Genomic DNA, 25,930 nt, shown 5'->3' with positions numbered 1-25,930 from the left:
TTAGCTCCCTTCAATCCAACGTGTATACAGATACTGGTAATTGCAGCTGTTTACCTAATTCCATTAAATCACTAACAACATCTTCATAAACCAATCCGTAATGAGGTTCGAACCCTTCTTCCATTAGACCGTAAAGTGTCTCCGTCACATTCGTTTCCAGTTCAACCTCGACCGAAGTTCCATTAAAACGTTGTGGGGTATCAAGTGCCTTCCCCCTCATAACAAGCAGTCTGTATCCTCCAGTGGTATAGCCGACACGAAAGATAGTCACTATTCCTGGTTTAAGTCCGAATTCCATCGTAAATCCAAGCCCGCGATTTGGATGCACACCAGGCTGAGCGCCCTGCTCAGGATGCGCCAATGAGTACGCTCCTGCTCCACAGTGCCATAATACAACGGAATTACTAGCTTCATTTACATGCACCATATCACCTAGGTATGGCGCTTCCCCCCCTGACAATTCTTGCAAAATATACATTGTGAGGGCTCCATGGATATCCGATTCACAAGAGGAGACAACCCCATCCTCCGTGAATTGGGACAATGTCGAACATGCAGCAGCTCCAAGTTCATTAAAAAATTCCGGCCAGCAGCGAATAGAAAGTGCAGAAATATTTCTCCGATGTATTTCTTCCCGTACAAAAGCTGAGAACTGTGCAAATCGTTTAACCGTTTCATCAGTTGCGTTCAAACCAATAACTTGCTCCTTGGCACGGCTAATCTCCTTTTCCCATTTTTCCTCAGGCATCTGTTTACTTTTAGCGAACGCTTCCTGTAAATCCATCCGGATCACATCGATTCCAAATTGATCTTTCAGTTGTTTCTCATCTGTTCCTGAAAAATAAAACCCTGGCTGGTGATCACCCAGGACGCCAATGTTAAAATTCTTGATCCGGTCAATCAACGTTCGTATGTTAAGTTGTTGTTTTATATTTCGTTGAACCTGTGCTTCCTCTGAATTACCAAACACAAATGTATAAGGATGACGATCACTTTTCAAGACATGACAAGTGCTATTTCCGCCTGTCAGTGAATTAAGCCGTAACCGCTCACCAACGCTTGGTTCTCGTATGGACCATACAATTACAGGCGCAGAGGAATGATCCAACAACATCCTGATAAATTGACCATCAGCAAATGTGACGCTTTGATAAATCGTAACGGCAACCTCATCAATGTTTATATCTAGAAGAAATTTTTGCAATGCACTAGGAGCTGTAATGATTCTTTCCGGTTCAATCAGCTCATCGGTCAAGTCATGCAAAAGGGCAGAACTATTTTGCCGCTCCTTCTCGCCGGTTTCCAGATCGAACGTTTTTCTTCCGATTGGCAGGTATAATATTTTTCCCATTGCAATCACTTCCTCCCTGGTATTTCGTGATAAAAAATGGTTCTTTTCCTATAGTTTGTTACTATCTGTACCCGCAGCCCGTATACACTTCACTTTCCGGGAGACGACTGTAGAGTCCTTCTTTTGCTCGTCGTGTAACAAGTTAGTGCTGTGATATTGCGCATAAAAGATTGCTATCGCACTGCGAGGTCTCACCGATGCCTTTGTTCGAGGCCACTGAAAGACTACCGTATTATTAACCAAGTGAAAATCACTTCCCATATTTCATTCAATAATCATCTTATAGTAGGAAGTAACATAACATTTCACTCATTCTTTACTATGTGAAGTGGAAAATAAATTTCAATTGCTCCCCCAGGAGTCTTCGTGTATACGGTTGTGAATAATATATGCTTAAATATTTCTTCAAAAACAACAAATCTTTTAGAAATAGCCTAAAAAATTAGCCTTTGACCGTACCGGATGTCATGCCTGCAACAAAATAACGTTGTAAAAAGATATACATGATGACCATTGGAATGGATGCAATCAGTACTCCTGTAAACAACATTGGGTAATTCGTGGAATACTGCCCTTGAAAGTCCAGTAGTGCAAGCGGCAGTGTTTTATATGCATTATCTGTAATAAACAGCAATGGAAACAGCAAATCATTCCAGTGCATCACAAACAAAAAGATGGCAGTGGCTGAAAGTGAAGGCAATGATAATGGAATAACGACTTTTGAAAAAATCCGCCAGTTGCCGGCACCATCAATGGTGGACGCTTCAAATAGTTCTTTTGGCAGTGTCTTCATAAAACCAGTCAGAATAAAAACACCAACAGGTAATGTGGAAGCTATATTAACTAAAATCAGCCCTAACAAACTGTTTGTTAATCCTAAATCTAAAACAAGTGAATATAACGGAACCATATTCACCTGGGGCGGAACCATCATGCCGACCGTAAACAATGCGAAAAGTACATTCCCCTTCCAGTTATTAAGCCGTGTTATGCCAAAAGCAATCATGGCAGCGAAAAACAAGGTGAGCGATACCGAGGAAAGGGTCACGACCGAGCTATTCACAAAATAGCCTGCCATCGTCTGTTCCTGAAAGATGTTGATAAAGTTATCGATGATGAGACCATCTACCGGTATTCCCAACGGATTATCAAACGTCTGCTCCAATGTTTTCATCGATGTCAAAACGACCATTAAAAGCGGTACAAGTATCAGAACGGCATATATAAGTACCGCAGACTTTCTAATAAACAAGCGCATTGCCCCCTTCCCTAGTAAGATACCCGGTTGGATCGCAGCACCTTAAACTGAATATACGTAATCAACGCAATAATACACATAAAGATGACTGAAATACCCGACGCATATCCAAAATCATAATTTCTGAAAGCAACGGTATAAATGTAAGTGGATATAATTTCTGTCGAATAATTTGGCCCACCGCCAGTTAAAGCGAAGATTAAATCAAAAGCCTGAAACGACTGTATTGTTGTATAGGCTATTACAATCGTCGCTGACGGTGCCAGCAATGGCCAGGTGATTTTTCGGAATAGCTGCCATTTAGAAGCTCCTTCCATTTTGGCCGCTTCATATAAATCATTCGGAATGGCATGCAGTCCAGCTACAAAAATGATTAGCATCTGACCTGCATGGAACCAAACTTGTGTAAAAGCCAACGAATAAATCGCAATATCACCGTTACCAAGCCAATTTTGTGTCAAAAATCCAATCCCTAAAAGATTCAATAATTGATTTAAAATCCCCAAATTCGGGTCATAAACAAACGCCCATATAAAAGCAACCGAAACAGATGATAAAATAGTCGGGAAGAAAAACAAGGCTCGCAGGTAGTAATTCACTTTTGTATTTTTAACCAGAATAATAGCGAATATCAAAGCTGCCAAGGTTTGAAAAATGGCGACGAAAATCATAAACTCCAAGTTATTGCCTACAGACTTCATGAAGATACTATCGCCCGTAACCGCACGTTCATAATTCGCAAATCCGACATAATTAAAATCAGCACTTATTCCATCCCAATCAGTAAACGAATAATATAATGCGCTAACTGTCGGAAACAAAAAGAATATCGAATACAGTATCAAACCCGGAATAAAAAACAGATAAATCGCCTTTGAAATTTTCATGAAATCAATCCTTCTCGAAATTACTTATAAGCGAGCCTTACTTGTCATTTACTCTATATTTTCCTCAACAATCTGCTGTGCTTCTGCAGCAGCATCTTCCGGCGAGGCATCACCTAAAACATTTTCAATTGATCCAAGTACAGCATCCTCCACAGCAGCCTCTGTGATTAAATACCTTGGCTGGAAGCGTGTCTTTTTATCAGTAATCCAATGCGCCGTATTCTGAAGTTCCTCTGATTCATATTCCACATCTTTTACAGTTAAGTGCTGTCCCGTTCCATTAGCATACTGAGAAGCAATTTCAGGTTGGCTCAAAAAGTTGATAAACTGCTTCGCTTCTTCTTTCTTTTCGGAATTTTTGTTAATTGCGAGCATAAACGTAGCCGTATGGATACCTTCGTACTCTACTTCATTTTCCGGTACCGTAATTGGCGGTAAAAGGCCCAATTTAAGATCCGGATTCAACTCCTTTAACGCAGCCATATGATAGGAACCGGTAGCCAGCATTGCTGCTTCCTCATTTGCAACCATTTGCATGGCAGAGTCCTGATTTGTCCCTAATGCGTTTTCCTGGAAGTAGCCATTCTCATTGAAATATTGAAAGTCTTCTAATGTGTTAGTCCACCAATCATTTGTCAGTGACTCTTCACCACTTTCAAGTTTCTGAAAAACTTCTTCATCTTTCGCATTGTTCATCATCATGCTATTCATCGTTTGGTTCGGCCCGATATCAGCACCTGGAAATGCAACAGGAACGATATCATTTTCGATCAATGTATCCACCATTTCCTGGTACTGTGACCAGCTTTTTGGAACATCAAGTCCTAATTCCTCAAACATACCCTTGTTATAAACAGGCATATTAAATACAAGCTGATACGGGATGGCTAGTTGTTTTCCATCAGCCTGACCAACGCTAATAGGTCCTTCCGAAAAGTTACCAACAAAGTCTTCATTCGTTAAATCGGTAAACAAACCCGCTTCCTTCATTGCCTCAAATTGCGATCCCGGAAATGATGTGAACACATCACCGGTAGATCCATCACGAAGCAATTGCTGTGCGTTTGACTGATACTGTTCGGACGGATAAATATTCATCTTAATATCGATGTCAGGATTTTCTTCTTCAAACTGTGCAATAATATCTTCAAATACCTCCTTATCTTCACCCCTCCAATGAATAAAACTAAGCTCAGTTGCTTCAGACGCCGATGACGAATCATCACTATCCTGTTCTTCCTGACTTGAGCTATCTGCACAAGCTGCTGCAAAAAGCATCCCTAAAAACATAAAACCGGCCAGCCACTTTTTCATGAACTAATAACCTCCTCTTATATTTGTAATAATAAATTCCTAAAGGTAGGTACCTTTTGAACCAAGATGCATGTCTTCAATTAAAACGCCTGTTTATAAAAGCGCTTTCAATAAATCTGAAAATATCTCTTATTATTAAAAAACCTATTCCTCATTTTAAATAAATAGAACTGCTTGAATAAAAAACTTGTCAAGCAGTTCTAGAATTATCACTAATGATGCAGGTTAGGGTAGATCAGCACGTAGGCTATCCAAACAAAACCCATTGGAGCGCCATTATCGTAACGTAAGAGCAGGTATCCATAACCCACCAATGGATGATATGACAATCATGCAGCTAGGGAATAAAGCAATTGAACAAAACAGCTAAAATAGTAAAAGGATCGTTCGCAATAATAGCGAGCGATCCTTTTTCAATTAATCCTTATAGTTTAAATTTCCTTACTAATCCATTCAATTCTTCTGCCAGCTTGGCAAGGTCCTCTGAGCTTGCTGCAACTTCCTCCATTGAACTGCTAGTTTGCTGCGCCGATGCAGAAGTTTGCTCAACGCCCGCAGCAGATTCTTCAGAAATAGATGCAATTTCTTCAATAGATCCATTCATTTCCTGACTCCCTGCGGAAATTTCGGATAAATTTTCAGACACAGTGTTTATACTATTAACCATTTCTTTAACGGCTGTGTTTATTCCATTAAATGTCTCACTTGTTGTTTTGATTTGTAATGTTCCTTGTTCAACCTGACGATATCCGCCTTGTAACGATTCAGATACTGCGGTTGATTCATTTTGAATACTTGCCACAATCTCTGTAATATCCGTAACAGAAACGGAAACCTGTTCAGCAAGCTTCCGAACCTCATCAGCTACTACAGCAAAGCCTTTTCCATGCTCACCTGCCCGGGCAGCTTCAATTGCTGCGTTCAACGCAAGAAGGTTTGTTTGTTCGGCAATATCTTTAATTACCGAAACCAATTTGGATATTTCCTTGGATTTGGAATCCAGACCTTCTACTTTTTCAACAGCATCTTTTACAATTTGGTCTATCCTGATCATTTGTTCTGTAGAAGATTCCATCAGCTGACTACCTTTATCTGTCATACCAAGTACGTCATTTGATGCTCTTTGGATACGTTCTCCGTTGTCATTTGCTTCCATAACCTTGGTTGAAAATGACCCCATAACCGTTGATAGTTCACTTGCACTGTTAGCCTGTGTTTCTGAACCAGAGGATAACTCCTGCATAGTTGTGGCAATTTGTTCAGATCCTGACTTTACCTCATTGGCCGACTGGGTAAGTTCCTCACTTTGGCTGTTTACCGTTTCCGAAACATTTGCTACCTGCTGAATTACATTTCGCAGGTTTGCACTCATTGTGTTCACAGCCGCAGCAAGCTTTCCAATTTCATCTTTTCCCTTATAATCAATTTTTTGCACAGTCAGGTCACCATCGGCAATTTTATTACTTACTTCAACTACACTATTCAGGTTTCGGGAAACTTTACGACTGACTATGTAAGCAAGTATTCCGCCAATGAATATAGCTGTAACTACAGATGCCACCTGGATAATAAGTGTCAAATTCTGACTTTCCTTTGTTTGTGTTATTGCCGCATCACGTTCCTCGTTAACAATGGCCCGTAAACTTTCCAATAAACCCACTGTTTTAGACCTAAGTTTGTTCGCCTGCGTTACATAGTGCTCAGCAGTTCGCTCATCACCATTTTCAATGGCATCAACAATACGTTGTTCAAACAATTTATTTATCAATTGGTCATTCTCAACAATTTCATCAAATAATTCCTGCTGTTCCTTCGTATCCATTTTATCACTCAACTGAGCTTCCAAAACATCGAACTGATTGCTACTCGCCGCATATTCATCAGCAATTTCCTGATCCTGATTTTCAAGGTATTCGACAATACGAATACCTTTAGACCTTGTCAGTGAACCCATTTCAGTAAGATTGATAGACCTGTCTCCTCTTCTTTCCAATGCATCAACATTATCCCCGATATTTGAAATTAACATTGTTGCCGTCCCAGTTGAAGCTCCAAATAAAATAAAAACTAAAATTAATATAAGACCGTACTTCTTCCCAATCGATACATCCTTGAAGTTGAATTTAAATTTGTTTTTAAACATTCCCGACTTCCCCTCTATCTCTATTAACTTAATATTAAGTTATGTCTCTCCTATTAATATCGACATAAAGTACCTGTTTGTTAATATTAAAAAACTAGACTTATCGCCAAGCTTTAATGACTAAAGCCTTAGTCGCACTTATGCAGTAAGAAAGGATTTATTCTTTCTTAACTGCTAAAAAAAGCTATTCTACTAATATAATAGAATAGCCAAGTTTTAGAGTAATAATAATATTAAGCCGTTTGGCAGTCAAAGCAATCATAGCAACTTCAATATTTCAATCAGTTTGCGTTTATAAGTCAACTACAGGACTTTACTAATGGTACTAAAATCATATTAATGATTACTAAACAAAAATTTAGAAAACTAGACTTATCGCCAAGCCTTAATAGCGAAAGCCTTAGTTGCACTTATCCAGTAAGAAAGGATTTATACTTTCTTAACTGCCAACAAGTTTCTATATATTTTGGAAAGAACAGCCAATCAAGCTTTTATCAAACATCAAAACTGTCAGGATTTCCACCACTGCGATCATTAATATTTAAACCGCTGATCCGTTCGATATCTTCCTCCGTTAATGAAAAATCAAATATATTCGCATTCTCGATAATCCGGTGTTCTTTTACCGACTTAGGAATCGTAATAACATTCGTTTGTATATCCCATCTTAAAATCACTTGTGCTGCAGACTTATTATATTTTTCGGCAATTTCAACTATAGTCGGTTCATCCAAGAGACCGCCTCTTTTAAGCGGAGACCATGCTTCTAGTTGGATGCTTCTGTCTTCACAAAATGATTTAAGCTCTGGTTGTGTAAGATGAGGATGATGTTCCACCTGATTTATCGCTGGTCTAACATCACAATCAGCCAACAGACTTTCTAAGTGCTGTACATGGAAATTACTCACACCAATTGACTTGACCTTTCCATCTTCATACAATTTCTCCATTGCTCTCCACGTGTCTTTAAACTTTCCACTGACCGGCCAATGAATTAAGTAGAGATCAAGATAATCCAACCCTAGTTTCTTAAGACTTGATTCAAATGCCTTTAATGTATTATCATAACCTTGCTCATCATTCCATACCTTTGACGTAACAAAGATTTCCTCTCTCGGTATTCCAGATTGCCTAATTCCTTCTCCTACTCCTGTTTCATTTTCATAGAAAGACGCAGTATCAATACTTCTGTAACCATAGTTTAGGGCCGCCTTAACCGCCTCAGTCGCAACTTCTCCATCTTCAACTTTGTAGACGCCGAGACCAAATCCAGGCATCTTTACACCATTATTTAATGTGACTGTATCCTGCAGACTATTTATCATAATTATTACCTCCACATACAATTATTTATTTTAAATCCTATCCTACTTTAAAGCTATAAATCAAATCATAATAACATTTATCCGTAAAAATATGGACGAATTACATACTTGAAGAAAATACAAAATTGGAGTATTATTTTTATTGTAATTAAGTGGCTGGTGTAGCACAGTTGGCAGTGATGTTCACTCGTAATGAAGAGATTCGAATCCTCTCACCAGCATCCTCGTAATCTCTGCTAGTAAAATATGGAGAAATACCCAAGTCTGGCTGAAGGGGATGCACTCGAAATGCATTAGGGCGGGTAACCGTCGCGTGGGTTCGAATCCCACTTTCTCCTTTTCTATCATAATAGAAAAAAATCGGATAGTGAAAGACACTATCCGGCTTTTACTGACTTTCCTTTTTAAATCTATCAAATGAATCCCATAATCCCCATAAATACATAATTCCGAGTGCTCGATCATAAAGTCCGTAACCTGGTCTACTATTTTCTCCCCATATATGTCTACCGTGATCAGGCCTAACGTATCCGGAGAAACCTGTATCATGATAAGCCTTTACAATATTATTGATGTCAACACTTCCATCTTTTGTACGATGAGATGTTTCTATAAAATCCCCGTTATCGTACGTTTTCACATTTCTAATATGAGCAAAGTGAATTCGGGCTGAAAATTCACGAACCATATTAGTAATATCATTATTAGGGTTTGCACCGAGCGAACCACTACATAAAGTTAAACCATTATACGGGTCATCTACCAGTCTTAAAAACCTTTGGATATTTTCCCTATTGGTTATAATTCGCGGCAAACCAAATACTGACCAAGGTGGATCGTCGGGATGAATCGCCATTTTTATATTGTTTTCTTTAGCAACTGGTATAACTCTTTCAAGAAAGTATTGAAGGTTGGACCATAAATCTTCTTCTGTTACCTGTTTATACTGTTCAAATAGCTTAGATAAATGTTCAAGTCTTTCTGGCTCCCAGCCTGGCATAGTAAACGAAGAATTATTAGAAATCATTTCCACTAGTTCCACTGGATCAGATTCCTTTATTTTTTCATTTTCAAAAAATAAGGCTGTTGATCCATCCTCCATTCCCTTAAACAATTCAGTCCGTGTCCAATCAAAAACCGGCATGAAATTATAACAAATAACTTTCACACCCGCTTTTGCCAAATTCTCAATAGTCTTGATATAATTATTGATATATTTTTCACGTGAAGGTAATCCCAGTTTTATATCCTCATGTATGTTAACACTTTCTACAACATCTATATTTAAGCCGTAATTCTCTACTTCTTTTTTCACCTCTAAAATTTTTTCCTCAGGCCATTCTTCTCCCGCTGGCACGTCATGAAGAGCCCATGCCACACCTTCTACACCAGGTATTTGTTTGATATGATCTAACTCAATTGTATCGTTTCCTTTTCCAAACCACCTTACTATCATTCTCATATATTGTTACACCCCCATCAACTTATTTCAAACTTGAAACTTTAAAAACAAATTCCCTGGATGCGTTCTCGGTATCCTTTAAACTTCCTTTAATCAATGAGCTCCCTACTCCTACAACTTCAGCACCGTTCTTAAACCAATCGTCAATATTAGATAAATCCACTCCACCTGTTGGCATAATAGACAGTTGCGGTAATGGTGCTTTGAATTGCTTTATTGCCTTAGGTCCGAAAACACCACCGGGAAATAGTTTAATCATTGAACAGCCTGATGAAAGAGCAGTCATCATCTCAGACACTGTCATGCACCCTGGCAAATATGGAATTTGATATAGATTGCACAGTGATGCAGTTTCTTTATCAAAACCTGGACTTACAATGTATTCCGCACCAGATTGCATTGCCATCCTAGCTGTAGTTGCATCCAACACAGTTCCTGCACCAACCAGAACATCAGGAAAGCGTTCGGACAACGTTTTAATTGCTTCTTCCACTTGAGGAATTGTATATGTTAACTCAACGCTAGTAATCCCACCCCGAATACACGCTTCCGAGGATTCAATAGCTTTTTGACTTGACTCCGCACGAATTACAGCTACTATTTTTGATTCTTTTAATTTTTGTAATGTATCGATCATTTGCATAGCATTCACTCCCTGCTAAATTTTGGTTGCACCAAATCCTCCGTCTACAGTTATCATTGAACCAGTAACAAAACCAGCTGCTTTTTCAGATGCTAACCAAATTACAGCCCCTTGTAATTCTTCAGGATTCCCAAATCGTTTCATAGGTGTGTGGTCCATGATTGATTTCACACGATCCTCCGTAAGAATTTTGCGATTTTGTTCTGCTGGGAAGAAGCCTGGAATGATAGCATTTACTCTTATATTATCCGGAGCCAGCTCCTGTGCCATAAATTCTGTAATACTATTAATAGCAGCTTTGGAAGCAGAATATGTTACTACTTTTGTCAGCGGCGTAATGGAGGAAACAGAAGAAACATTAATTATGCTTCCACCTCGTTCTCTTTCTTTGTTCCTACGCGCAAATTCCTGGCATGTAAACATTACAGACTTCAAATTAACATCCATTATACTATCCCACTCGTCTTCTTTTATATCAAAAAAAGGTGTTGAGCTATTAACCCCTGTGGCATTAATTAAAATGTCCCAGCCACCATACTTTTTATCAATCGCTTCAGCCGCTTCTTTAATAGAGTCCATCTGCAACACATCTAATTTTATGAAATCTGCTTTTACATCATACTGTTTAATCTCCTTTAAAATGGAATTTGCTTTATCCTCATTTCGGCCAGTTAAAACTATATCTGCTCCACTTTGCGCCAAGCCTAGCGCCATAGATGAACCAAGTGTGCTTGTACCACCCATAACAACTGCAATTTTATTATGCAAATTAAACATTTCATTCATTAAAAAAACCTCCAAATATTTTGCCATCCTACAGTTTAATTATTACTTTACGTACTCCAGAAGGCATTTCTTCCATTAATTTAAAAGCTTCTTGAACATCATCTAAAGCAAACTCATGACTTATTAAGTCTTTCACATCAAAGTCTTTCGAATTAAACAATTCAACAACCTTAGGAAAACGATGCGTCTGTAGTCTTGAACCACATATAGTTAACTCTTTCTTTGTGATATTTACTTGTGCTATACGAGAAACATCTACATGGAACCCTAATAAAACCACTCTTGCTGCAACAGATGTTACATCGATTGCTTGCTCAGCTGTTTTTGGAGTTCCTACGGCGTCAATTACTACGTTTGCACCCATTTCACTTGTCCAGTTAAAAAGTGCTTCGCTAACATCCTGGTCTCGAGGATTTATTATAAGATCTGCTCCCCACTTACGAGCGAAATCTAACCTTTCCTGATTAAAATCAGAAATAGCTACTTTTGCTCCTGCATTCAAGGCCATTTTCAAACAGCATAATCCAATTGGTCCGGCACCTATTATATAGACCATATCTTCATTCTGAATTTGACCACGATATGTTGCTTGTGCACCAATTGAAAAAGGTTCAATTAAAGCAATCTCGGACCAGTCAAGCGAAGAATCCACACGATGAACAAGGTTCTCAGGCATTACAGTTACTTCACGCCCACCGCCTTCTCTATGAACACCATATACTTCTACATGCTCACATACATTTGGACGCCCCTGCTTACAAGCATAGCATTCACCGCAGGATGTCATTGGTTCAATTACGACTTTGTCACCAACGTTTAAGCCTGACACAGCATCGCCTATACCCTCTATTTCACCTGCTACTTCGTGGCCGATAATTCGAGGATAAGAAGCAAAAGGATTCTGCCCATGTAGAATGTGCATATCAGACCCACAAATTCCCATTGCCTTCATACGAACCTTTACTTCATTCGATTTCATTAGTTTAGGTTCTTCTACTTCAGCCACGCGTAAATCATGTGGCTCCTTTACTTGTATTGCTCTCATCTATATACCTCCGATCTAATTATCAAAAAGACTTGGTAAAAACAGAGTGATTTCCGGGATGAACGCCACTAATAATAATACAATTAAGCTTACAGCAAGAAATGGCAATAATGCTACCGAAGCTCGCCCAATTGATACTTTCCCAATACTTGAAGCCACGAATAAACATACCCCTACTGGTGGTGTTGACAGGCCAATCATTAGGTTCAATACCATCATGACACCAAAATGAACCGGATCCATACCAAGCTGTGTTGCAATTGGTAATAGTACAGGGAAAAGAATAACGATAGCCGCTATAGTTTCCATAAATGTACCAACAAACAATAATAATAAATTTATCAATAAAATAATTATAATTGGATTATCAGAAATAGATAAGATAAAATCAGCGACTAACTGTGGTATTCGCTCACTTACCAATATCCATCCAAATAAATTTGCAAATCCAACGAGAACCATAATACCAGCAGCACCAACCATTGAATCTAGTATAATCTTTGGCATTTCACGAATCTTCAAGTCCCTGTAAATAAATAGTCCTACTAAAGTCGCGTATACCACTGCTACAATAGATGCTTCAGTTGGTGTGAAATAACCACTGAGTATGCCAAATAATATAACTACCGTCATCATTAAGGCCCAAAACGCACCCCAAAAAGACTTGAATATAACTGGGAAACTTTGCCGTTCTCCCCTAGGATACTTACGTTTAGCAGAGATAACATACGTAACAATCATTAGTCCTGTAGCAAGTAATATTCCAGGAATTACCCCGGCAATAAATAAGTCACCTATGGATACTGTTGCCAATGTACCCAGAATAATCATTGGCAATGATGGCGGGATAATTGGACCAATCGTTGAGGATGATGATGTAACAGCAACTGAAAAAGATGCATCATACCCCTCCTTTTTCATAGAAGGAATCATAACCGAACCGATACTTGCTGTATCCGCAAGCGCTGTTCCGGATATTCCAGCAAAACCCATTGAAGCACCAACATTTGCTAAACCTAGACCTCCACGAATATGACCTACAATATTATTCGTAAATGCGATAATTCTTTTTGTTATCCCACCTGCATTCATCAAGTTTCCAGCTAAGATAAAACCAGGTATACAGAGCAAAGTGAATGAATTAATCCCTTCAAACATTTTTTGCGGGATAATCGATAAAGATATATCAGTTAAGAGAAGGTAAATTAGCGAGGATAAACCCAAACTAAAAGCGATTGGAACACCAACAAAAATCATTACGATAAATGACAAAAATAAAATCAGTGCCATCATTATTCAACACCCTCTTCCCTCTTAACGGTATTTTCCTTTAGAACATGAATTATATTTAAGAAGCTATACAAAGCTAGAAACAGAAGTGTTATTGACATACTTAAGTAGACATAAAACATATCAAGTCCCAGAGTTGCAGATGTTTGCCCCTCTCCGAGCATTGCAAATTCATATGCATACGTAACAAGCACTCCTGAAAATACACCTAATACCAGATAAATAAATGCATTATAGAACTTCTTTATTCTATTTGGTAGGAATCCAACAAGCAAATCCACTGTAATATACTCCCTTTTCTCCATTGCTACTGGTGCTCCAAATGCAATAGAATAAACAAATAAGTATCTTGACAACTCTTCCGTCCATACAAAAGTTAATGGTGAATATCTACCAGTGATTTGGATAAGAACAACTACAATCAAAGCAGAAAACGTTAGAACTGTTAAGAATTTAAGTATCCTGCTGAAAACATTTACCGCTTTCATGGTTTCACCTCATTTAAAAAGATTAAGGGGGGAACATCTACTAAGAGATGCTCCCGATATTCATTATTCTGCTGCGCTTAGAATTTTTTCATAAAGTGCTAATTGTTCCTCTGAAAGGCTATTTTGTACCGCTGGTTTCATTGCTTCAGCAAAAGCATCTTGATCAACTTCAACGAATTCCATGCCCTTATCTTCTAACTTTTGAACATATCCTTCTGTTTCAGTTTTATATAAATCCATGCCGAATGCCTGTGCTTCTTCTGCAGCCTCTTTTACTGCTGCTTGCATATCTTCATTCAACGAGTTTAACTGTTCGTTTCCTACAACAACATAAATCCAGCTGCGAACGTGTTCTGTTTTGTTAACGTAGTCTTGTACTTCAAAGAAACTTGCACTATGAATTAAATCAACTGGGTTTTCCTGGCCATCAATAACACCTTGTTGTAGTCCTGTAAATACTTCACTAAAATCCATTACCTGTGGACGAGCTCCAGCTTCTTTCCATGAATCCATGAATAATGGAACGTTAGGAACTCTCATTTTAAATCCTTCTAAATCAGAAGGTGATTTAATTGGTTCGTTTGATGTTAGATTACGTGGAGCACGCAAATGATAGTACAATGGTGTCACGCCAACTTTTTCTTTGACGGCGCTTTCAATTTCCTCACCAATATCTCCTTCTACAACACTCTTAACATGTTCTTCATCTTTAAATGCGTATGGCACTGCCATTAGAGCAGCTTCGGGTGCCCAGTTTTGCATCGTTTCACCAGAAATAGTCATATCAACAGTTCCGGCTTCAATACCATTTAGTACTTCTGTTTCACTTCCTAATTGCTCGTTTGGATAAATTTCGATTTCTAATTTACCATCTGTTTTTTCACTAACTAATTCTGAAAATTTTACTGCAGTTTTATGCCATTGGTGATCTTCATTAGATAAATGACCAAGCTTCCAAGTAGTTGTTTCTCCTTCACTACCGCTGCTTTCCCCATTTGATGATTCATCTCCACCACAAGCTGCCAAAATAAAAATTAGTGATAGCCCCATTAATAAGCCAATAACTCTCTTCATAATATTAATCCTCCCTGGAAATATAATTTGTTGTTCTCTTAGTCACCGTTTTCATTTAAGAATATTTAGTATATTTAATAAATTAATCCCCCCTTTAACGTAATAAAGATTAGATTATGAAGTTAAATATTCATAAATACTTTCAGGAATAGGTATACCACTATTCATTCGTTCTTTCTCTTTCAATTGCTCAGGTTCTCCTGGCACCATAACTGATTTAAACCCTTCTGCAGGTTCAAGCTGGTGTAATTCGTCAATCATATTGTCAATGTTTTCAAGGAATTGATCTTTTTCAATGAATAATCCTGGATCAACCGTTAAAATCACATGTCCCAAACGACGGTTATTATTATAATCACCATACATAGTAGCGATATTTGTTCCGAATGCAGAACCTGTTAAAATTCCGGAAAGTACATCTACGGTTAGAGCTAGTCCGTATCCTTTTGGACCACCGATAGGCAATAGGTTTTTTACTAAGTTAGGATCTGTAACAGGATTCCCGTTGGCATCTACACCCCAATTATCCGGTATGGATTTACCAGTTTCTCTAGCATGTAGTACTTTTCCTAATGCTACGTTACTTGTAGCCATATCAAGTATAATTGGCTTGTTATTTTTTGCTGGAAATCCATATGCTATAGGGTTTGTACCAAAATACGGCTCAGATCCGCCAAATGGAACCACTGCACTGTCTGTTTGAGTCATTACCATACTTACAACTTCTTCTTTTGCAGCTTGTTCTGCAAAATAGGATAGAGCACCACAATGACTGCTGTTAACAATTCCAACCATGCCAATTCCGTTTTTCTTCGCTAAATCAATTGCTTTATCCATCGCTTCTTTAGTAATAACATGACCCATTCCATTATCACCATCGAATAATGCTGCTGTTTTACCTCTATCCTCAACATTAAAATCCGGATTTGGATTCATTCCGCCTTCATTCATTCGTTTCACATAATGTTCTGTTCGCAACACTCCGTGAGAGCTTACTCCTCTAGAGTCAGCATGTACCAAAACATCTGCAACTACTAATGCATGTTCTTTACTTACATTTGCTTCAGTTAATTTGTTTACAACAAGTGATTTTAATTCTTTCTCTTGAACTATTACGTCTGTCATCTATATCTTCCTTTCTAGTCAAGGTTCTCATGCTGCCTCTTCATATAATAATTAATGTCATCACGGCTTTGAGTTAAGGAAATTACGATTGCATCTAGTAAAATATGGACACTTTGATCAAACTGATTACCCATCGGTTGAATTGTTGCAGGTTCTTCCGGACGTCTTAGCTTAGTTGCAGCAGGGACCTGGATAGTTTCATCAGCTAGATGACTAAGTTCGGAGTCAGCTGCAGTTGTAACTAATAATAAGGTTGCTCCTGATTTCTTTACCTGTTCAGCAGCCGATAAAAGTGAGGTTGAATTCCCCGATCCACTAATCTCCACCAAAACATCATTTTTTTGAATACTCGGCGTTATTGTTTCACCTTTGACAAAAACGTCGTAACCTGCATGCATTAACCGCATGGCGAACGCTTTTCCCATTAAACCTGAGCGGCCTTCACCGGCAACAAATATTCGGTCTGCCTTATTAAGTTCATTTGAAAATGACTCAATTTGGTTTTCATCAAGCTGTTCGGCAACTTGCTTTAGTTCCTCAAGAATTTTTAAATGAGTTTTCTTCATTACTTTCCAATCACCTCCTGCATATTTTTAGCTGCTTGTTCAGGATTCAGAGAGCCCGTAATATAGCTTCCGATAATATACACGTTAGGATTTAGTTTCGAAAAGTACTGAACGCACTCTGGGTCAATACCTCCAGCTACAAAAATGGTAAAGCCTTCAAGTACATCTTGATAATTTTCCAGAATTTCCAAGGATGTTTCACCTTGCATGTCCTTTCCAATATGCATTGATACTGCCTTTACACCAATTTCCTTCAACTCTAAAATACGATCCTTTGTTGTTATACCAAGTAAGTCTACAACAATATGTTTTCTGTGTTCTTCAGCAACTTGTAATGAGTCTATTATTGTTTTATCTGCCGAAAAACCCATTACAGTTGTATAATCTGCACCAGCTTCGAAGGCTTGATGCGTCTCATGCTTTCCTGCATCACATGTTTTCATATCAGCCAAAATCTCTTTTTCAGGGTACATTTCTTTCATCTCCTGAACGATTGACATTCCGTATTGCTTTATAACACCAGTTCCAATTTCAATGTAATCAATATATCTATTAATTTGGGCAACTATCTTGAAGCATTCTTCCTTACCCATTCGGTCGAGAGCTATTTGAATCATCAAGACCCCTACCTTTCAATAGTCTTTATCTCCTCTAATCTGTTCAGGGCATCTTCTAGGTATGGCAACCCTTCATTATCACCAACCACTTCAACAACCATTGAACCCAGAATATTAGCAAACTTTAATATCTTTTCTGCACCCCAGTGATTTAGTAGTCCATAAAGAACACCTGCATCGAAACCATCCCCAGCACCAACGGTATCTATAGCGTTTACATTTTCTTCTGAAGGTTGTTCATATAAATTATTATCAGTCCACAGCATTGCGCCATGTTCACCTTGTTTAATAAATAAATGTGATACTGAGTATTCTTTTACTTTCCCAATCCATTTGTCTATATCCTCTGTACCGAACAACAATTCTAATTCATCAGTTCCTGCCAATAAATAATCAATATCTTCCATCCATCGCAATAGTGTTTGTCGAGCCAATTTTTCATCCCATAGCTTTAATCGAATGTTTGGATCCATTGATATTTTTAAGTTATACTTTTTTGCTAATTTAATAGCCTCATATACAGTATTAATGTTTTGATTATTTACTGCTGGGAAAACCCCTGTAATATGCAGCAACCTTGCTTCTTTAAAGTATTCTTCATTTAAAGAATTTGAATCTAGCGTTAGTGTTGGTGATTTCTCCCGATAGTAAAATGTATTTGATGACCCATCTCCATTTATTTCCTTAAAATTAATTGACGTCGGATAGCCATTCATGAGCTCCACTTCACTAACATCAATACCTTCTCCGCGAGCGAAATTATAAATATATCTGCCAAATTCATCCTGACCTAACCGGCTTATCCATCCTGTTTTTAAACCAAGCCGAGCACATCCAATCGCAACATTAAATTCTGCCCCGCCAACTTTTCGTTTGAATGAGTTAACGAAGCGCATTGGCCCAGTTGTATCAGGATCAAAAGTAATCATGGCATCGCCAATTGTTATAACATCATTCACTAGATACACCTTCTTTCTTAGTTGAATTACGAATGATTATTGATGGTTCATGTCGATGTATTACTGGATCTTTTATTTTTTTATCCTTAATTTTTTTCAATAAAATTGTTGCCACCTCTTTACCCATTTCAAATGTTGGTTGCGCTATGGTCGTTAGAGGTGGTGAATGAATAGGACCAAATGATACTTCATCAATCGTTATTAACCCTATATCCTTACCAATTTCTATATCGTTTTCAAAGGTATATTTTAATATTTCCATTAGAGTCAAGTCGTTACCAGAAATAATAGCATCAGGCTTTTTATCCAATGAAAACAGAGCATCTAGACCTTGGTTGAACGAGTTCAGTTCCATCCCTCTAATGAATTCAGGCCTAACTGTTATACCGTTTGCTTTAAGAGTACTTTTGTATCCATTTATTCTTTCAACCCTAGGCGTAACGTTATCAACTAGTGATGTAGTTACTATGGCTATATCTTTATAACCATTCTTCAATAGATGACTAACAGCAAGTTCGGAAGCCCTTTCATTATCTAAAAGAACTGTATCCGTATTAAGCCCATCAACTAGCCGATCCAAAAAGACAATTGGGTAGTTCTGCTTCAGTAATTTGTCATAAGTTCCTAAGTTACCACTTATTGGTACTACTATTAATCCATCCACTTGTTTAGCTAAGAGAGTTTCAATATATTTCTTTTCTTTTTCTGGATTATCGTCAGCATTGCATATTATCGTAGAAAAGCCATTATCGTTACATACATTTTCTATTGCTCTAATAACTTGGGTGGAATATGCATGTAGAATATTAGCCACGATAACACCAATTGTCGATGTACTCTTCTTTTTCAAGCTTCTGGCAACAACGTTTGGTTGATACTCCAATTCGGAAATTGCATTTTGAACTCTTGTTCGAGTTTCCTCACCCATATATTCAAATCGCTCATTCAAAAATTGAGACACTGTACTTTTTGATACCTCAGCTTTTTCAGCCACATCTGCAATCGTCATTTTCCTACTCATGATAATCTCCCTTATTCCTTACTAAAACGGTTTACTAAATCGATTTAGTGAAATTATATAATAGATGTAAGCGTTTTACAATGGTAAAATTATTTTTTTGAAAAATTCCTTAAAGAAATTGGGTAATAATACACACAAATCACAGACACAGCAATGTCTGACTAAATATAACATCATAAAAAACGTCATCCCATCTGGAATGACGTTTTATTATTTATGCAACTTTTCCGACATATGAACAATTTCAAGCAGACTTAAATATCGGCCAATTATACTTTTCAGCTAGCTTTTTCATTGCTTCATCTGGATTTACAACAATTGGATGGTTGGCAAATTGAAATAATGGGAAATCGCTTAAACTATCCGCATATGCCCATACTTCCACTGATCCAGTGATGTTATTTTCATCATTGATCCATTTCCGTACTTTATTTACTTTTTCATCTCCATTAATCACAATCCCGATTTCACCAGTGCAAATGCCGTTCTGATCATACTGTAACTCCGTACTAATAATATGTACTTGCAAATTCACTTCCCTTGTAAATGCCTTTAAAAAGGGATGGAGTGCACCAGATAGGACAATTATTTCATCACCTTGCTCCTGGTGTTCCTGAATTTTTTTAACGAGCCCTTGATGAATATCTTCCCTGCCAATGTCCACTAGCTTACGGAAAAATTCATCCATTTCTGTTTCAGACTTTCCTTTAAAGGATTTAGCAAAAGCTTTAAAAAAGCTGATCCGGAATGCGTTCTTTCCTTTTAAAATTCCATTAACAGCCGCTTTGATAACTCCCGCACCAACGACTGCCCACTGTTTAATGTTAAAATCCTTTTGCGCTGCCTGAAACATAACTTTAAATGAATTCCCTTGGAATAGAGTGCCATCGAAATCTACCGTTACAACTGCCATTACTATATCACCTCTAGTACAATTGTATCCAAGCAATGGAGGAATGTAAATATTTTCATGGATGTATATGCTTCAGTACATATCACAAAATTGATATTAAAGTACAATCCATTTAATATACTAACAAGGAGTGTTGTTACATGCGTATTAAACATGGTGGAAAGCTAAGCAAAGCTTATTTCAAGTCATATATGAAATTGATAATGAATACCAGAGATTGTTCACTTGAAGAATCAAGTTCAATAACACTGGAGGGAATATTCGGTGAAGAAAAAGACGGGACTGATGTCGAGGTCTACCAAAATTATTTAAAAGCATTTGAGGAATTAAGAGATATTAATACAGATTAAAGGAATTGCTAATGACAGAGCAATTCCTTTTTAGCAAGTAAGAAAGGTCATAAGATTCCCTTTGACGATAATCCAAGTCTTATAATCAGCCTAAATCTTACTTATTCGCTTTATAAATCCCACACATTTTTCAGCAATCAATTCTTTATCGTTATCCAGTGTAGCAACATGATAACTATTTTCAAGTTTCACCAGTTCACGGTCATTTGATGAGATAGAATCGTATATCTCCTGTGAATTATCAGGTGGAACGACATGATCAACCGTTGACGAAAATATCATTGCTGGTGTTTCTATCATTGATAGATTCCCTCTGACAATCATCGACAGGGCGATAAGTTCCTTCATCGACTTTACCGGCGTTTTAGCATATGCGAGTTCTTCCACGCCTTCTTGTTTTATATCCGACCCAATACCATCAACAAATCGCGTCTTTGTATCCCGAAGTGAATCATGAGTTTTAATTAAATCAGGCATATGCACTGCAGCGTTAATGGGCATAATTCCTTTGATTAAGGAAGAATTCTCTGCCACATAAAGTGTTAATGTTCCGCCCATGGATAACCCTGTCACGAAAATCTCATCACATGTCTTATTTAATATTTCTAAGGCATCTCCTATTGATCGAATCCAATCGCGATACGCTGTAGTTTCCATATCCTTTGGGTCAGTTCCATGCCCTTTAAGACTTGGTCCATAAACCGTAAAGCCTTCATCTGCTAATTTTTCACCCAAGAACCGCATACTCTGTGTTGTGCCAGTGAAGCCATGGATAACTAGCACCCCTATTTTGTTTCCCGGAAAATAAAATTCTTCGGCATTTTCCATCACTTGATAAGATTCACCCATATTACCCCTCCGTTTCACACTATTACTGTATTTATTCGATGGATACTTCTAATATTCCTTCAGTCAACTGGGATTAATCACATTATAGGATAAAACGATCTTCTCTACTACTACATTCGAATCTCGAAGGATAAAAGTGTCATTAAAACTAAAAATATTTTTCTTTAGTTAATGACACTTTTCATCGCTTGGAATCGATTGTAGTAGTAAGAAGTCCTAGTCAAGCTTACTGAACAGTACTAATGCCTTTCACTGTGCAGCCTTTCCTCTAAATTTGACTTTGTCTTTGTATGATTATGCAGGTCACAATAATACACAACTGTTTTTAGTTTAAGTGAAATTTCACAAGTTCCTGTCTGCCTGATAAAATTTTTCCAGTAATAATAATTGTGCGTCTCTGTTTGAATAACTTCATGATTGGTGCTTAATTCTTCCCAATTGTGCTGTTGTTCAACCTCTATGTTCTCTGCGTTTACTAATCTCATGGGCATCAGAATCAGAAAAACCAATCCAGTCATAATAATATACCTTCGCAATAACATCACCACTTTTATTGTTAGTCTGTTCTCATTTAAGTAACATTCACTAAAAATTGGAAACTATACACACAACGTGTTGAAATACATTACACAATCGATAATTTTCTGTTAATATATTTATCAACTATATAAAAAAGGGGCCTGAAGCAATGACCAATACTACTAATCTGGTAAATACGCTATATAATGCATACAGTCTTGGACAAGCTATTTCCAAGGAAGAGATTCCAGAAACTATTAGTAAAGAAGATGCATACAGTGTCCAGCATCAACTCACTGAGCTGAAATCAGCCAATAGCAATGATAAATTGATAGGCTATAAAATAAGTTTAACAAGTGAAGAAACACAGCAATTATTCAATTCCACAACACCTTTATATGGTGCATTAACAAAATCGAGTCTTTCTGACGGATCGATTGATTTTAAAAAAATGCTATCCCCTCTTATCGAAATTGAGCTAATGTTTATTGCACATGAAGATCTATCGGCAACAGATGACATACATTCTATATTACAGAAAATGAGTATTGCACCAGGACTGGAAATTCCAGATTCACGTTTCAATGATTGGTTTCCAAAACTCAGTTTAGGTCAAGTTATTGCAGATAGTGCAGTTGCTGGTAATGTGATTGTTGGAGAACCAGTCGAGGGAATATCTTATGACCAATTAACAAATATAAATGCAAATCTTACATTAAATGGCGAAATAATTGCACAAGGCCCGTCGACCGAAGTGCTTGGTAATCCTGTTCATGCAATCCAATGGCTTATCGAAGAACTGGCTAAAAAAGGACGAACAATTCAAAAAGGAATGATCATCTCATCTGGTACATTCATTCTGCCTAAACCTCTTGAAAAAGGAAAATATCAGGTTTCTTTTGATAGAGTTGGTTCAGTTAATCTTGACGTATTATAATTGTAAAAATTGCACGATAAATGGTGTAACAGGCACACACCTAAAAAGTTTAATAATTATCACAATTTAGTATTGCATTAACATAAAATATGCCGTAACATTGATATCAAATTTTTACACCACAGGGGGCTGGCGACATGGATAATCATTCAATTAAAGTTAATTATTGTTCAACAGGAAAAGTAAAGCCAAAGTCGGATGAATTGGAATTTGGAAGAATCTTCACCGACCATATGTTTATCATGGATTATTCAGATTCTTTGGGGTGGCATGATGCACGTATTATACCGTATCAACCACTTTCGATTGATCCCTCTGCAATGGTATTCCATTACGGTCAATCCGTTTTTGAAGGGTTGAAAGCATATCATACACCTGAAGGGGATGCACAATTATTTCGACCTAAAAAAAACCTTGAGCGGATAAACCGATCAAACGACCGGCTATGTATCCCGGAGCTTGACGAAGAATTTGCTCTACACGCAATCAAACAGCTAGTCGGTATCGATAAGGATTGGATTCCAAAAGCTGATGGAACATCACTCTACATCCGCCCTTTTATTATATCTACTGAGGCTTATCTTGGTGTTGCACCATCACGACATTATCAATTTATTGTTATCCTTTCACCGGTTGGTGCTTATTATAAAGAAGGAATTAATCCTGTTAAAATTGCTGTGGAAAATAAATATGTACGCACAGTAGCAGGAGGAACCGGTGAAGCCAAAACTGGCGGAAACTATGCAGCCAGTTTAAAAGCACAGGAACTAGTTGCAAACAGTGGATATGCACAGGTATTATGGCTTGATGGAGTTGAGAGGGAATACATTGAAGAAGTCGGCAGTATGAATGTGTTCTTTAAAATAAATGGAGAAATCGTGACCCCAGCATTAAATGGAAGTATTTTAAAAGGTGTGACGAGGGACTCTGTGATCGAATTATTGAAACACTGGGATATTCCCGTTGTTGAACGAAAAATTTCCATGCAGGAATTATATGACGCACATGAGAATGGATCACTGGAGGAAGCATTCGGAGCTGGTACTGCTGCAGTTATTTCACCAATTGGTCAGTTAACATGGAATGGCGATCATATTATAATTAACAACGCGGAAACAGGCTCAGTTTCCAAAAAACTTTATGACACATTAACAGGTATTCAATATGGAAAACAGGAAGACCCATTTGGCTGGATCGAGAAAGTGAAAGCAGTTAGTAAAGTTAAATAATTAGAAAACTTGGCTTATCGCCAATCCTTGATGGCGGAAGCCTTGCACTTATGCAGTAAGACAGCATTCATGCTTTTTTAACTGCTGAAAAATGTAACCCCCTAGCTGCATTAACTAGGGGGTTGCATTATTAATATTACTTATTTTCCTGCTCACGTTGAAATACTACTTCACCGTCAATCATTGTTGACTCAATGACAACATCCTTAATTTCCACCGGATCTAATTCAAGCAGATTTCGATCCAATATTGCAAAATCAGCACGCTTTCCTTCTTTTATAGAACCATTAACATCTTCTGTACCATTGAGTTTCGCACCATAAATGGTCATAGACTTCAAGCCTTCCAGTACGGATATCTTTTCATCCTCACCAAGCACATATCCATCCTTTGTAAGACGATTTACGGCAGCCCATATGGAAAACAGTGGAGAAATCGGCGTGATCGGACAATCAGAATGCAGTGTGTATAGTATTCCATGATCAGACACACTTGCAAGTGGATCTATTTTTGCTCCCCGATCTGGTCCCAGGAAAATATCACGGTGATCATCACCCCAATAATAGACATGGTTAATGAAAACAGATGCCGCAATATCATACCTGGCCATTCTTTCTAAATCCTGTTCTCTTGCAGTTTGTAAATGTTCAATCCGATGAAGGTGATTTTCTTTAGGTCGCAGGTCCAATGCTTTCGAATATCCTTCAATAATTGAAGCAATCGCCAGGTCTCCATTCCCATGTGTTGTAATCCGAAATCCTTCGTTATGAAATCGCTGGTATAATGCATTCAAGGTTTCCTGAGAATGTATAAGCTCACCATTGAAATATTCATCTCCATAATAGCCATCACGCAAAGCAGCAGTTCGCCCCTGGATTGATCCATCCTGAAAGAGCTTTACACTGTCCAATTTTCCACGACCATTCGTATCGTTATCAATTCGCTGCCCCATTTCTTCTGCATCAAATCCCATAAACTCACCATCATCAAATAAGTGGTGCATGATCATATAGCGCATATACAACGGGTTTTTCCTAGTACGAACCGCTTCCATATGTGCCTTGTATTCTTCAAACCCTAAATCGAGACCTACAGCTGCATCCGTACTAGTCGTTATTCCTACCTTCAAATAATCGCGTGCTGCCGCTTCCAACTGATCAACCAACTCATCCGTAGTTGCCTGAGGCATTCGATGCATGACACGTTCCAATACCGGCAACTCATATAGTACCCCGTCAAGTTTACCATCTGCATCACGTCCGAAGTGCCCTCCGGATGGATTCTCAATAGCTTCAGATACCTCACAGTACTCAAGTGCCTTTGAGTTTACTATAGCAAGATGTCCGGAAATATGCCGAATAAATACAGGATGATCTGGAGAAACTTCATCTAAGTCTTTACGGGTTATATGACGGTTCTCTGCAAGTTTTGTGTTATCATATCCAGCCCCTACAATCCATTGCCCATCCGGTTTCCCTTTGATTTCCATTTTCACAATAGACAAAATATCATTCACTGTTTTGTTTGGAGGAGTCGAACAATTCAATTGTTGCTTTTGCTGTGAAAACATAAATAAGTGATTATGGGTATCGATGAAACCCGGAATAAGAGTGCGCCCGTCTAAATCAATCCACTGATTGGCTTTTGTTTCAGTTTCCAGATTATCAAACCATATTTTTGCGATTTTTCCATCGGAGACCCCTACCGCATTAGCAGCTCGACTATCTTCTAATGTAAGAATGTTTCCATTATATATGACTTTATCATAACTCAATCAAG

General features: G+C 37.9%; 24 protein-coding genes, 2 tRNA genes and 1 pseudogene. 6 read left to right on the top strand and 21 right to left on the bottom strand.

The features are described from left to right. Window positions 1-10 precede the first annotated feature (10 nt). The 4 genes from sftI to BMY13_RS04390 all read right to left on the bottom strand — a co-directional run bounded on the left by sftI (window position 11) and on the right by BMY13_RS04390 (window position 4,810). A complete protein-coding gene (gene sftI / locus BMY13_RS04405) occupies window positions 11-1,351 on the bottom strand; it encodes a sulfoquinovose isomerase (RefSeq protein ID WP_092502828.1) in 1,341 nt (446 codons plus the stop codon). A gap of 442 nt (window positions 1,352-1,793) precedes the next feature. After that, window positions 1,794-2,543, bottom strand: a complete 750-nt coding sequence (locus tag BMY13_RS04400; RefSeq protein WP_425445142.1) for a carbohydrate ABC transporter permease — start codon at window positions 2,541-2,543, stop codon at window positions 1,794-1,796. Between the two features lie 77 nt (window positions 2,544-2,620). Beyond that, window positions 2,621-3,496 carry a carbohydrate ABC transporter permease gene (locus BMY13_RS04395; protein ID WP_092502826.1) on the bottom strand — a complete coding sequence of 292 codons (876 nt, stop codon included), beginning with the start codon at window positions 3,494-3,496 and terminating at the stop codon, window positions 2,621-2,623. 48 nt (window positions 3,497-3,544) lie between these two features. Continuing rightward, window positions 3,545-4,810, bottom strand: a complete 1,266-nt coding sequence (locus BMY13_RS04390) for an ABC transporter substrate-binding protein (RefSeq protein ID WP_092502824.1) — start codon at window positions 4,808-4,810, stop codon at window positions 3,545-3,547. 238 nt (window positions 4,811-5,048) lie between these two features. Between BMY13_RS04390 and BMY13_RS20035 the strand changes: the two are divergent. Further along, window positions 5,049-5,180 (top strand): annotated as a pseudogene (locus BMY13_RS20035) (acyl-CoA dehydrogenase); the annotation flags it as partial. 54 nt (window positions 5,181-5,234) lie between these two features. On the opposite strand, the gene BMY13_RS04385 reads toward BMY13_RS20035, so the two are convergent. Continuing rightward, window positions 5,235-6,953, bottom strand: coding sequence for a methyl-accepting chemotaxis protein (locus BMY13_RS04385; RefSeq protein WP_092502822.1), 1,719 nt, complete (start codon window positions 6,951-6,953; stop codon window positions 5,235-5,237). 494 nt (window positions 6,954-7,447) lie between these two features. Further along, window positions 7,448-8,278 carry an aldo/keto reductase gene (locus tag BMY13_RS04380; protein WP_092491799.1) on the bottom strand — a complete coding sequence of 277 codons (831 nt, stop codon included), beginning with the start codon at window positions 8,276-8,278 and terminating at the stop codon, window positions 7,448-7,450. A 155-nt stretch (window positions 8,279-8,433) separates the two neighbouring features. Here BMY13_RS04380 and BMY13_RS04375 point away from each other — a divergent pair. Further along, a tRNA-Thr gene (locus BMY13_RS04375) sits at window positions 8,434-8,499 on the top strand. A gap of 27 nt (window positions 8,500-8,526) precedes the next feature. Next, a tRNA-Ser gene (locus BMY13_RS04370) sits at window positions 8,527-8,616 on the top strand. 50 nt (window positions 8,617-8,666) lie between these two features. Here the strand turns inward: BMY13_RS04370 and uxuA are convergent. The 13 genes from uxuA to BMY13_RS04305 form a co-directional block, all read right to left on the bottom strand. After that, complete coding sequence (gene uxuA / locus BMY13_RS04365; RefSeq protein WP_092502820.1) at window positions 8,667-9,740, bottom strand: mannonate dehydratase; 1,074 nt, start codon at window positions 9,738-9,740, stop codon at window positions 8,667-8,669. 22 nt (window positions 9,741-9,762) lie between these two features. Continuing rightward, window positions 9,763-10,383, bottom strand: a complete 621-nt coding sequence (locus BMY13_RS04360) for a bifunctional 2-keto-4-hydroxyglutarate aldolase/2-keto-3-deoxy-6-phosphogluconate aldolase (RefSeq protein ID WP_092491797.1) — start codon at window positions 10,381-10,383, stop codon at window positions 9,763-9,765. Window positions 10,384-10,398: 15 nt separating this feature from the next. Continuing rightward, a complete protein-coding gene (locus BMY13_RS04355) occupies window positions 10,399-11,169 on the bottom strand; it encodes a glucose 1-dehydrogenase (RefSeq protein WP_092491796.1) in 771 nt (256 codons plus the stop codon). Between the two features lie 28 nt (window positions 11,170-11,197). Then, on the bottom strand, window positions 11,198-12,214 hold the full coding sequence (locus BMY13_RS04350; RefSeq protein ID WP_092502818.1) for a zinc-binding alcohol dehydrogenase family protein: 1,017 nt from the start codon (window positions 12,212-12,214) through the stop codon (window positions 11,198-11,200). Window positions 12,215-12,229: 15 nt separating this feature from the next. Continuing rightward, a complete protein-coding gene (locus BMY13_RS04345; RefSeq protein WP_092491794.1) occupies window positions 12,230-13,507 on the bottom strand; it encodes a TRAP transporter large permease in 1,278 nt (425 codons plus the stop codon). Next, window positions 13,507-13,992: a TRAP transporter small permease gene (locus tag BMY13_RS04340; protein WP_092491793.1), complete on the bottom strand. Its 486-nt coding sequence runs from the start codon at window positions 13,990-13,992 to the stop codon at window positions 13,507-13,509. The genes BMY13_RS04345 and BMY13_RS04340 overlap by 1 nt, the downstream gene beginning before the upstream one ends. Window positions 13,993-14,055: 63 nt before the next feature. Then, window positions 14,056-15,066, bottom strand: a complete 1,011-nt coding sequence (locus tag BMY13_RS04335; RefSeq protein WP_092491792.1) for a TRAP transporter substrate-binding protein — start codon at window positions 15,064-15,066, stop codon at window positions 14,056-14,058. A gap of 114 nt (window positions 15,067-15,180) precedes the next feature. Beyond that, window positions 15,181-16,191 carry an ureidoglycolate dehydrogenase gene (allD, locus tag BMY13_RS04330; RefSeq protein WP_092502817.1) on the bottom strand — a complete coding sequence of 337 codons (1,011 nt, stop codon included), beginning with the start codon at window positions 16,189-16,191 and terminating at the stop codon, window positions 15,181-15,183. A 14-nt stretch (window positions 16,192-16,205) separates the two neighbouring features. Beyond that, complete coding sequence (gene hxlB, locus BMY13_RS04325; protein ID WP_092491790.1) at window positions 16,206-16,757, bottom strand: 6-phospho-3-hexuloisomerase; 552 nt, start codon at window positions 16,755-16,757, stop codon at window positions 16,206-16,208. Beyond that, a complete protein-coding gene (gene hxlA / locus BMY13_RS04320; RefSeq protein ID WP_245736010.1) occupies window positions 16,757-17,374 on the bottom strand; it encodes a 3-hexulose-6-phosphate synthase in 618 nt (205 codons plus the stop codon). Before hxlA ends, hxlB begins: the two co-directional genes overlap by 1 nt. An 8-nt stretch (window positions 17,375-17,382) precedes the next feature. After that, window positions 17,383-18,333 (bottom strand): sugar kinase, encoded by a 951-nt coding sequence (locus BMY13_RS04315; protein ID WP_092502813.1) that lies wholly within the window; start codon window positions 18,331-18,333, stop codon window positions 17,383-17,385. Then, window positions 18,326-19,354, bottom strand: coding sequence for a LacI family DNA-binding transcriptional regulator (locus tag BMY13_RS04310; RefSeq protein WP_092491787.1), 1,029 nt, complete (start codon window positions 19,352-19,354; stop codon window positions 18,326-18,328). The genes BMY13_RS04315 and BMY13_RS04310 overlap by 8 nt, the downstream gene beginning before the upstream one ends. A gap of 244 nt (window positions 19,355-19,598) precedes the next feature. After that, window positions 19,599-20,267, bottom strand: a complete 669-nt coding sequence (locus tag BMY13_RS04305; RefSeq protein WP_092502811.1) for an HAD family hydrolase — start codon at window positions 20,265-20,267, stop codon at window positions 19,599-19,601. 140 nt (window positions 20,268-20,407) lie between these two features. Between BMY13_RS04305 and BMY13_RS04300 the strand changes: the two genes are divergently transcribed. Then, window positions 20,408-20,617, top strand: coding sequence for a hypothetical protein (locus tag BMY13_RS04300; RefSeq protein WP_092502809.1), 210 nt, complete (start codon window positions 20,408-20,410; stop codon window positions 20,615-20,617). Window positions 20,618-20,707: 90 nt separating this feature from the next. Here BMY13_RS04300 and BMY13_RS04295 read toward each other — a convergent pair whose 3' ends face one another. Beyond that, window positions 20,708-21,466: an alpha/beta hydrolase gene (locus BMY13_RS04295; RefSeq protein ID WP_092502807.1), complete on the bottom strand. Its 759-nt coding sequence runs from the start codon at window positions 21,464-21,466 to the stop codon at window positions 20,708-20,710. Window positions 21,467-22,154: 688 nt separating this feature from the next. On the opposite strand from BMY13_RS04295, the gene BMY13_RS04285 reads away from it, so the two are divergent. Together BMY13_RS04285 and BMY13_RS04280 are read left to right on the top strand one after the other, a co-directional pair. Next, the gene (locus BMY13_RS04285; RefSeq protein ID WP_092502805.1) at window positions 22,155-22,922 is read left to right on the top strand and encodes a 2-keto-4-pentenoate hydratase; all 768 of its coding nucleotides are present in this window, start codon (window positions 22,155-22,157) and stop codon (window positions 22,920-22,922) included. A 137-nt stretch (window positions 22,923-23,059) separates the two neighbouring features. Further along, complete coding sequence (locus BMY13_RS04280; protein ID WP_092502803.1) at window positions 23,060-24,151, top strand: branched-chain amino acid aminotransferase; 1,092 nt, start codon at window positions 23,060-23,062, stop codon at window positions 24,149-24,151. A 136-nt stretch (window positions 24,152-24,287) separates the two neighbouring features. Here BMY13_RS04280 and BMY13_RS04275 read toward each other — a convergent pair whose 3' ends face one another. Then, entirely contained in the window at window positions 24,288-25,925 is a 1,638-nt protein-coding gene (locus tag BMY13_RS04275) for an amidohydrolase (protein ID WP_092502801.1), read from the bottom strand. Window positions 25,926-25,930 lie beyond the last annotated feature (5 nt).

It is taken from the genome of Virgibacillus subterraneus, assembly GCF_900110695.1.
Classification (GTDB): domain Bacteria; phylum Bacillota; class Bacilli; order Bacillales; family Amphibacillaceae; genus Lentibacillus; species Lentibacillus subterraneus.
This window is presented reverse-complemented; position numbering and strand designations above follow the sequence as displayed.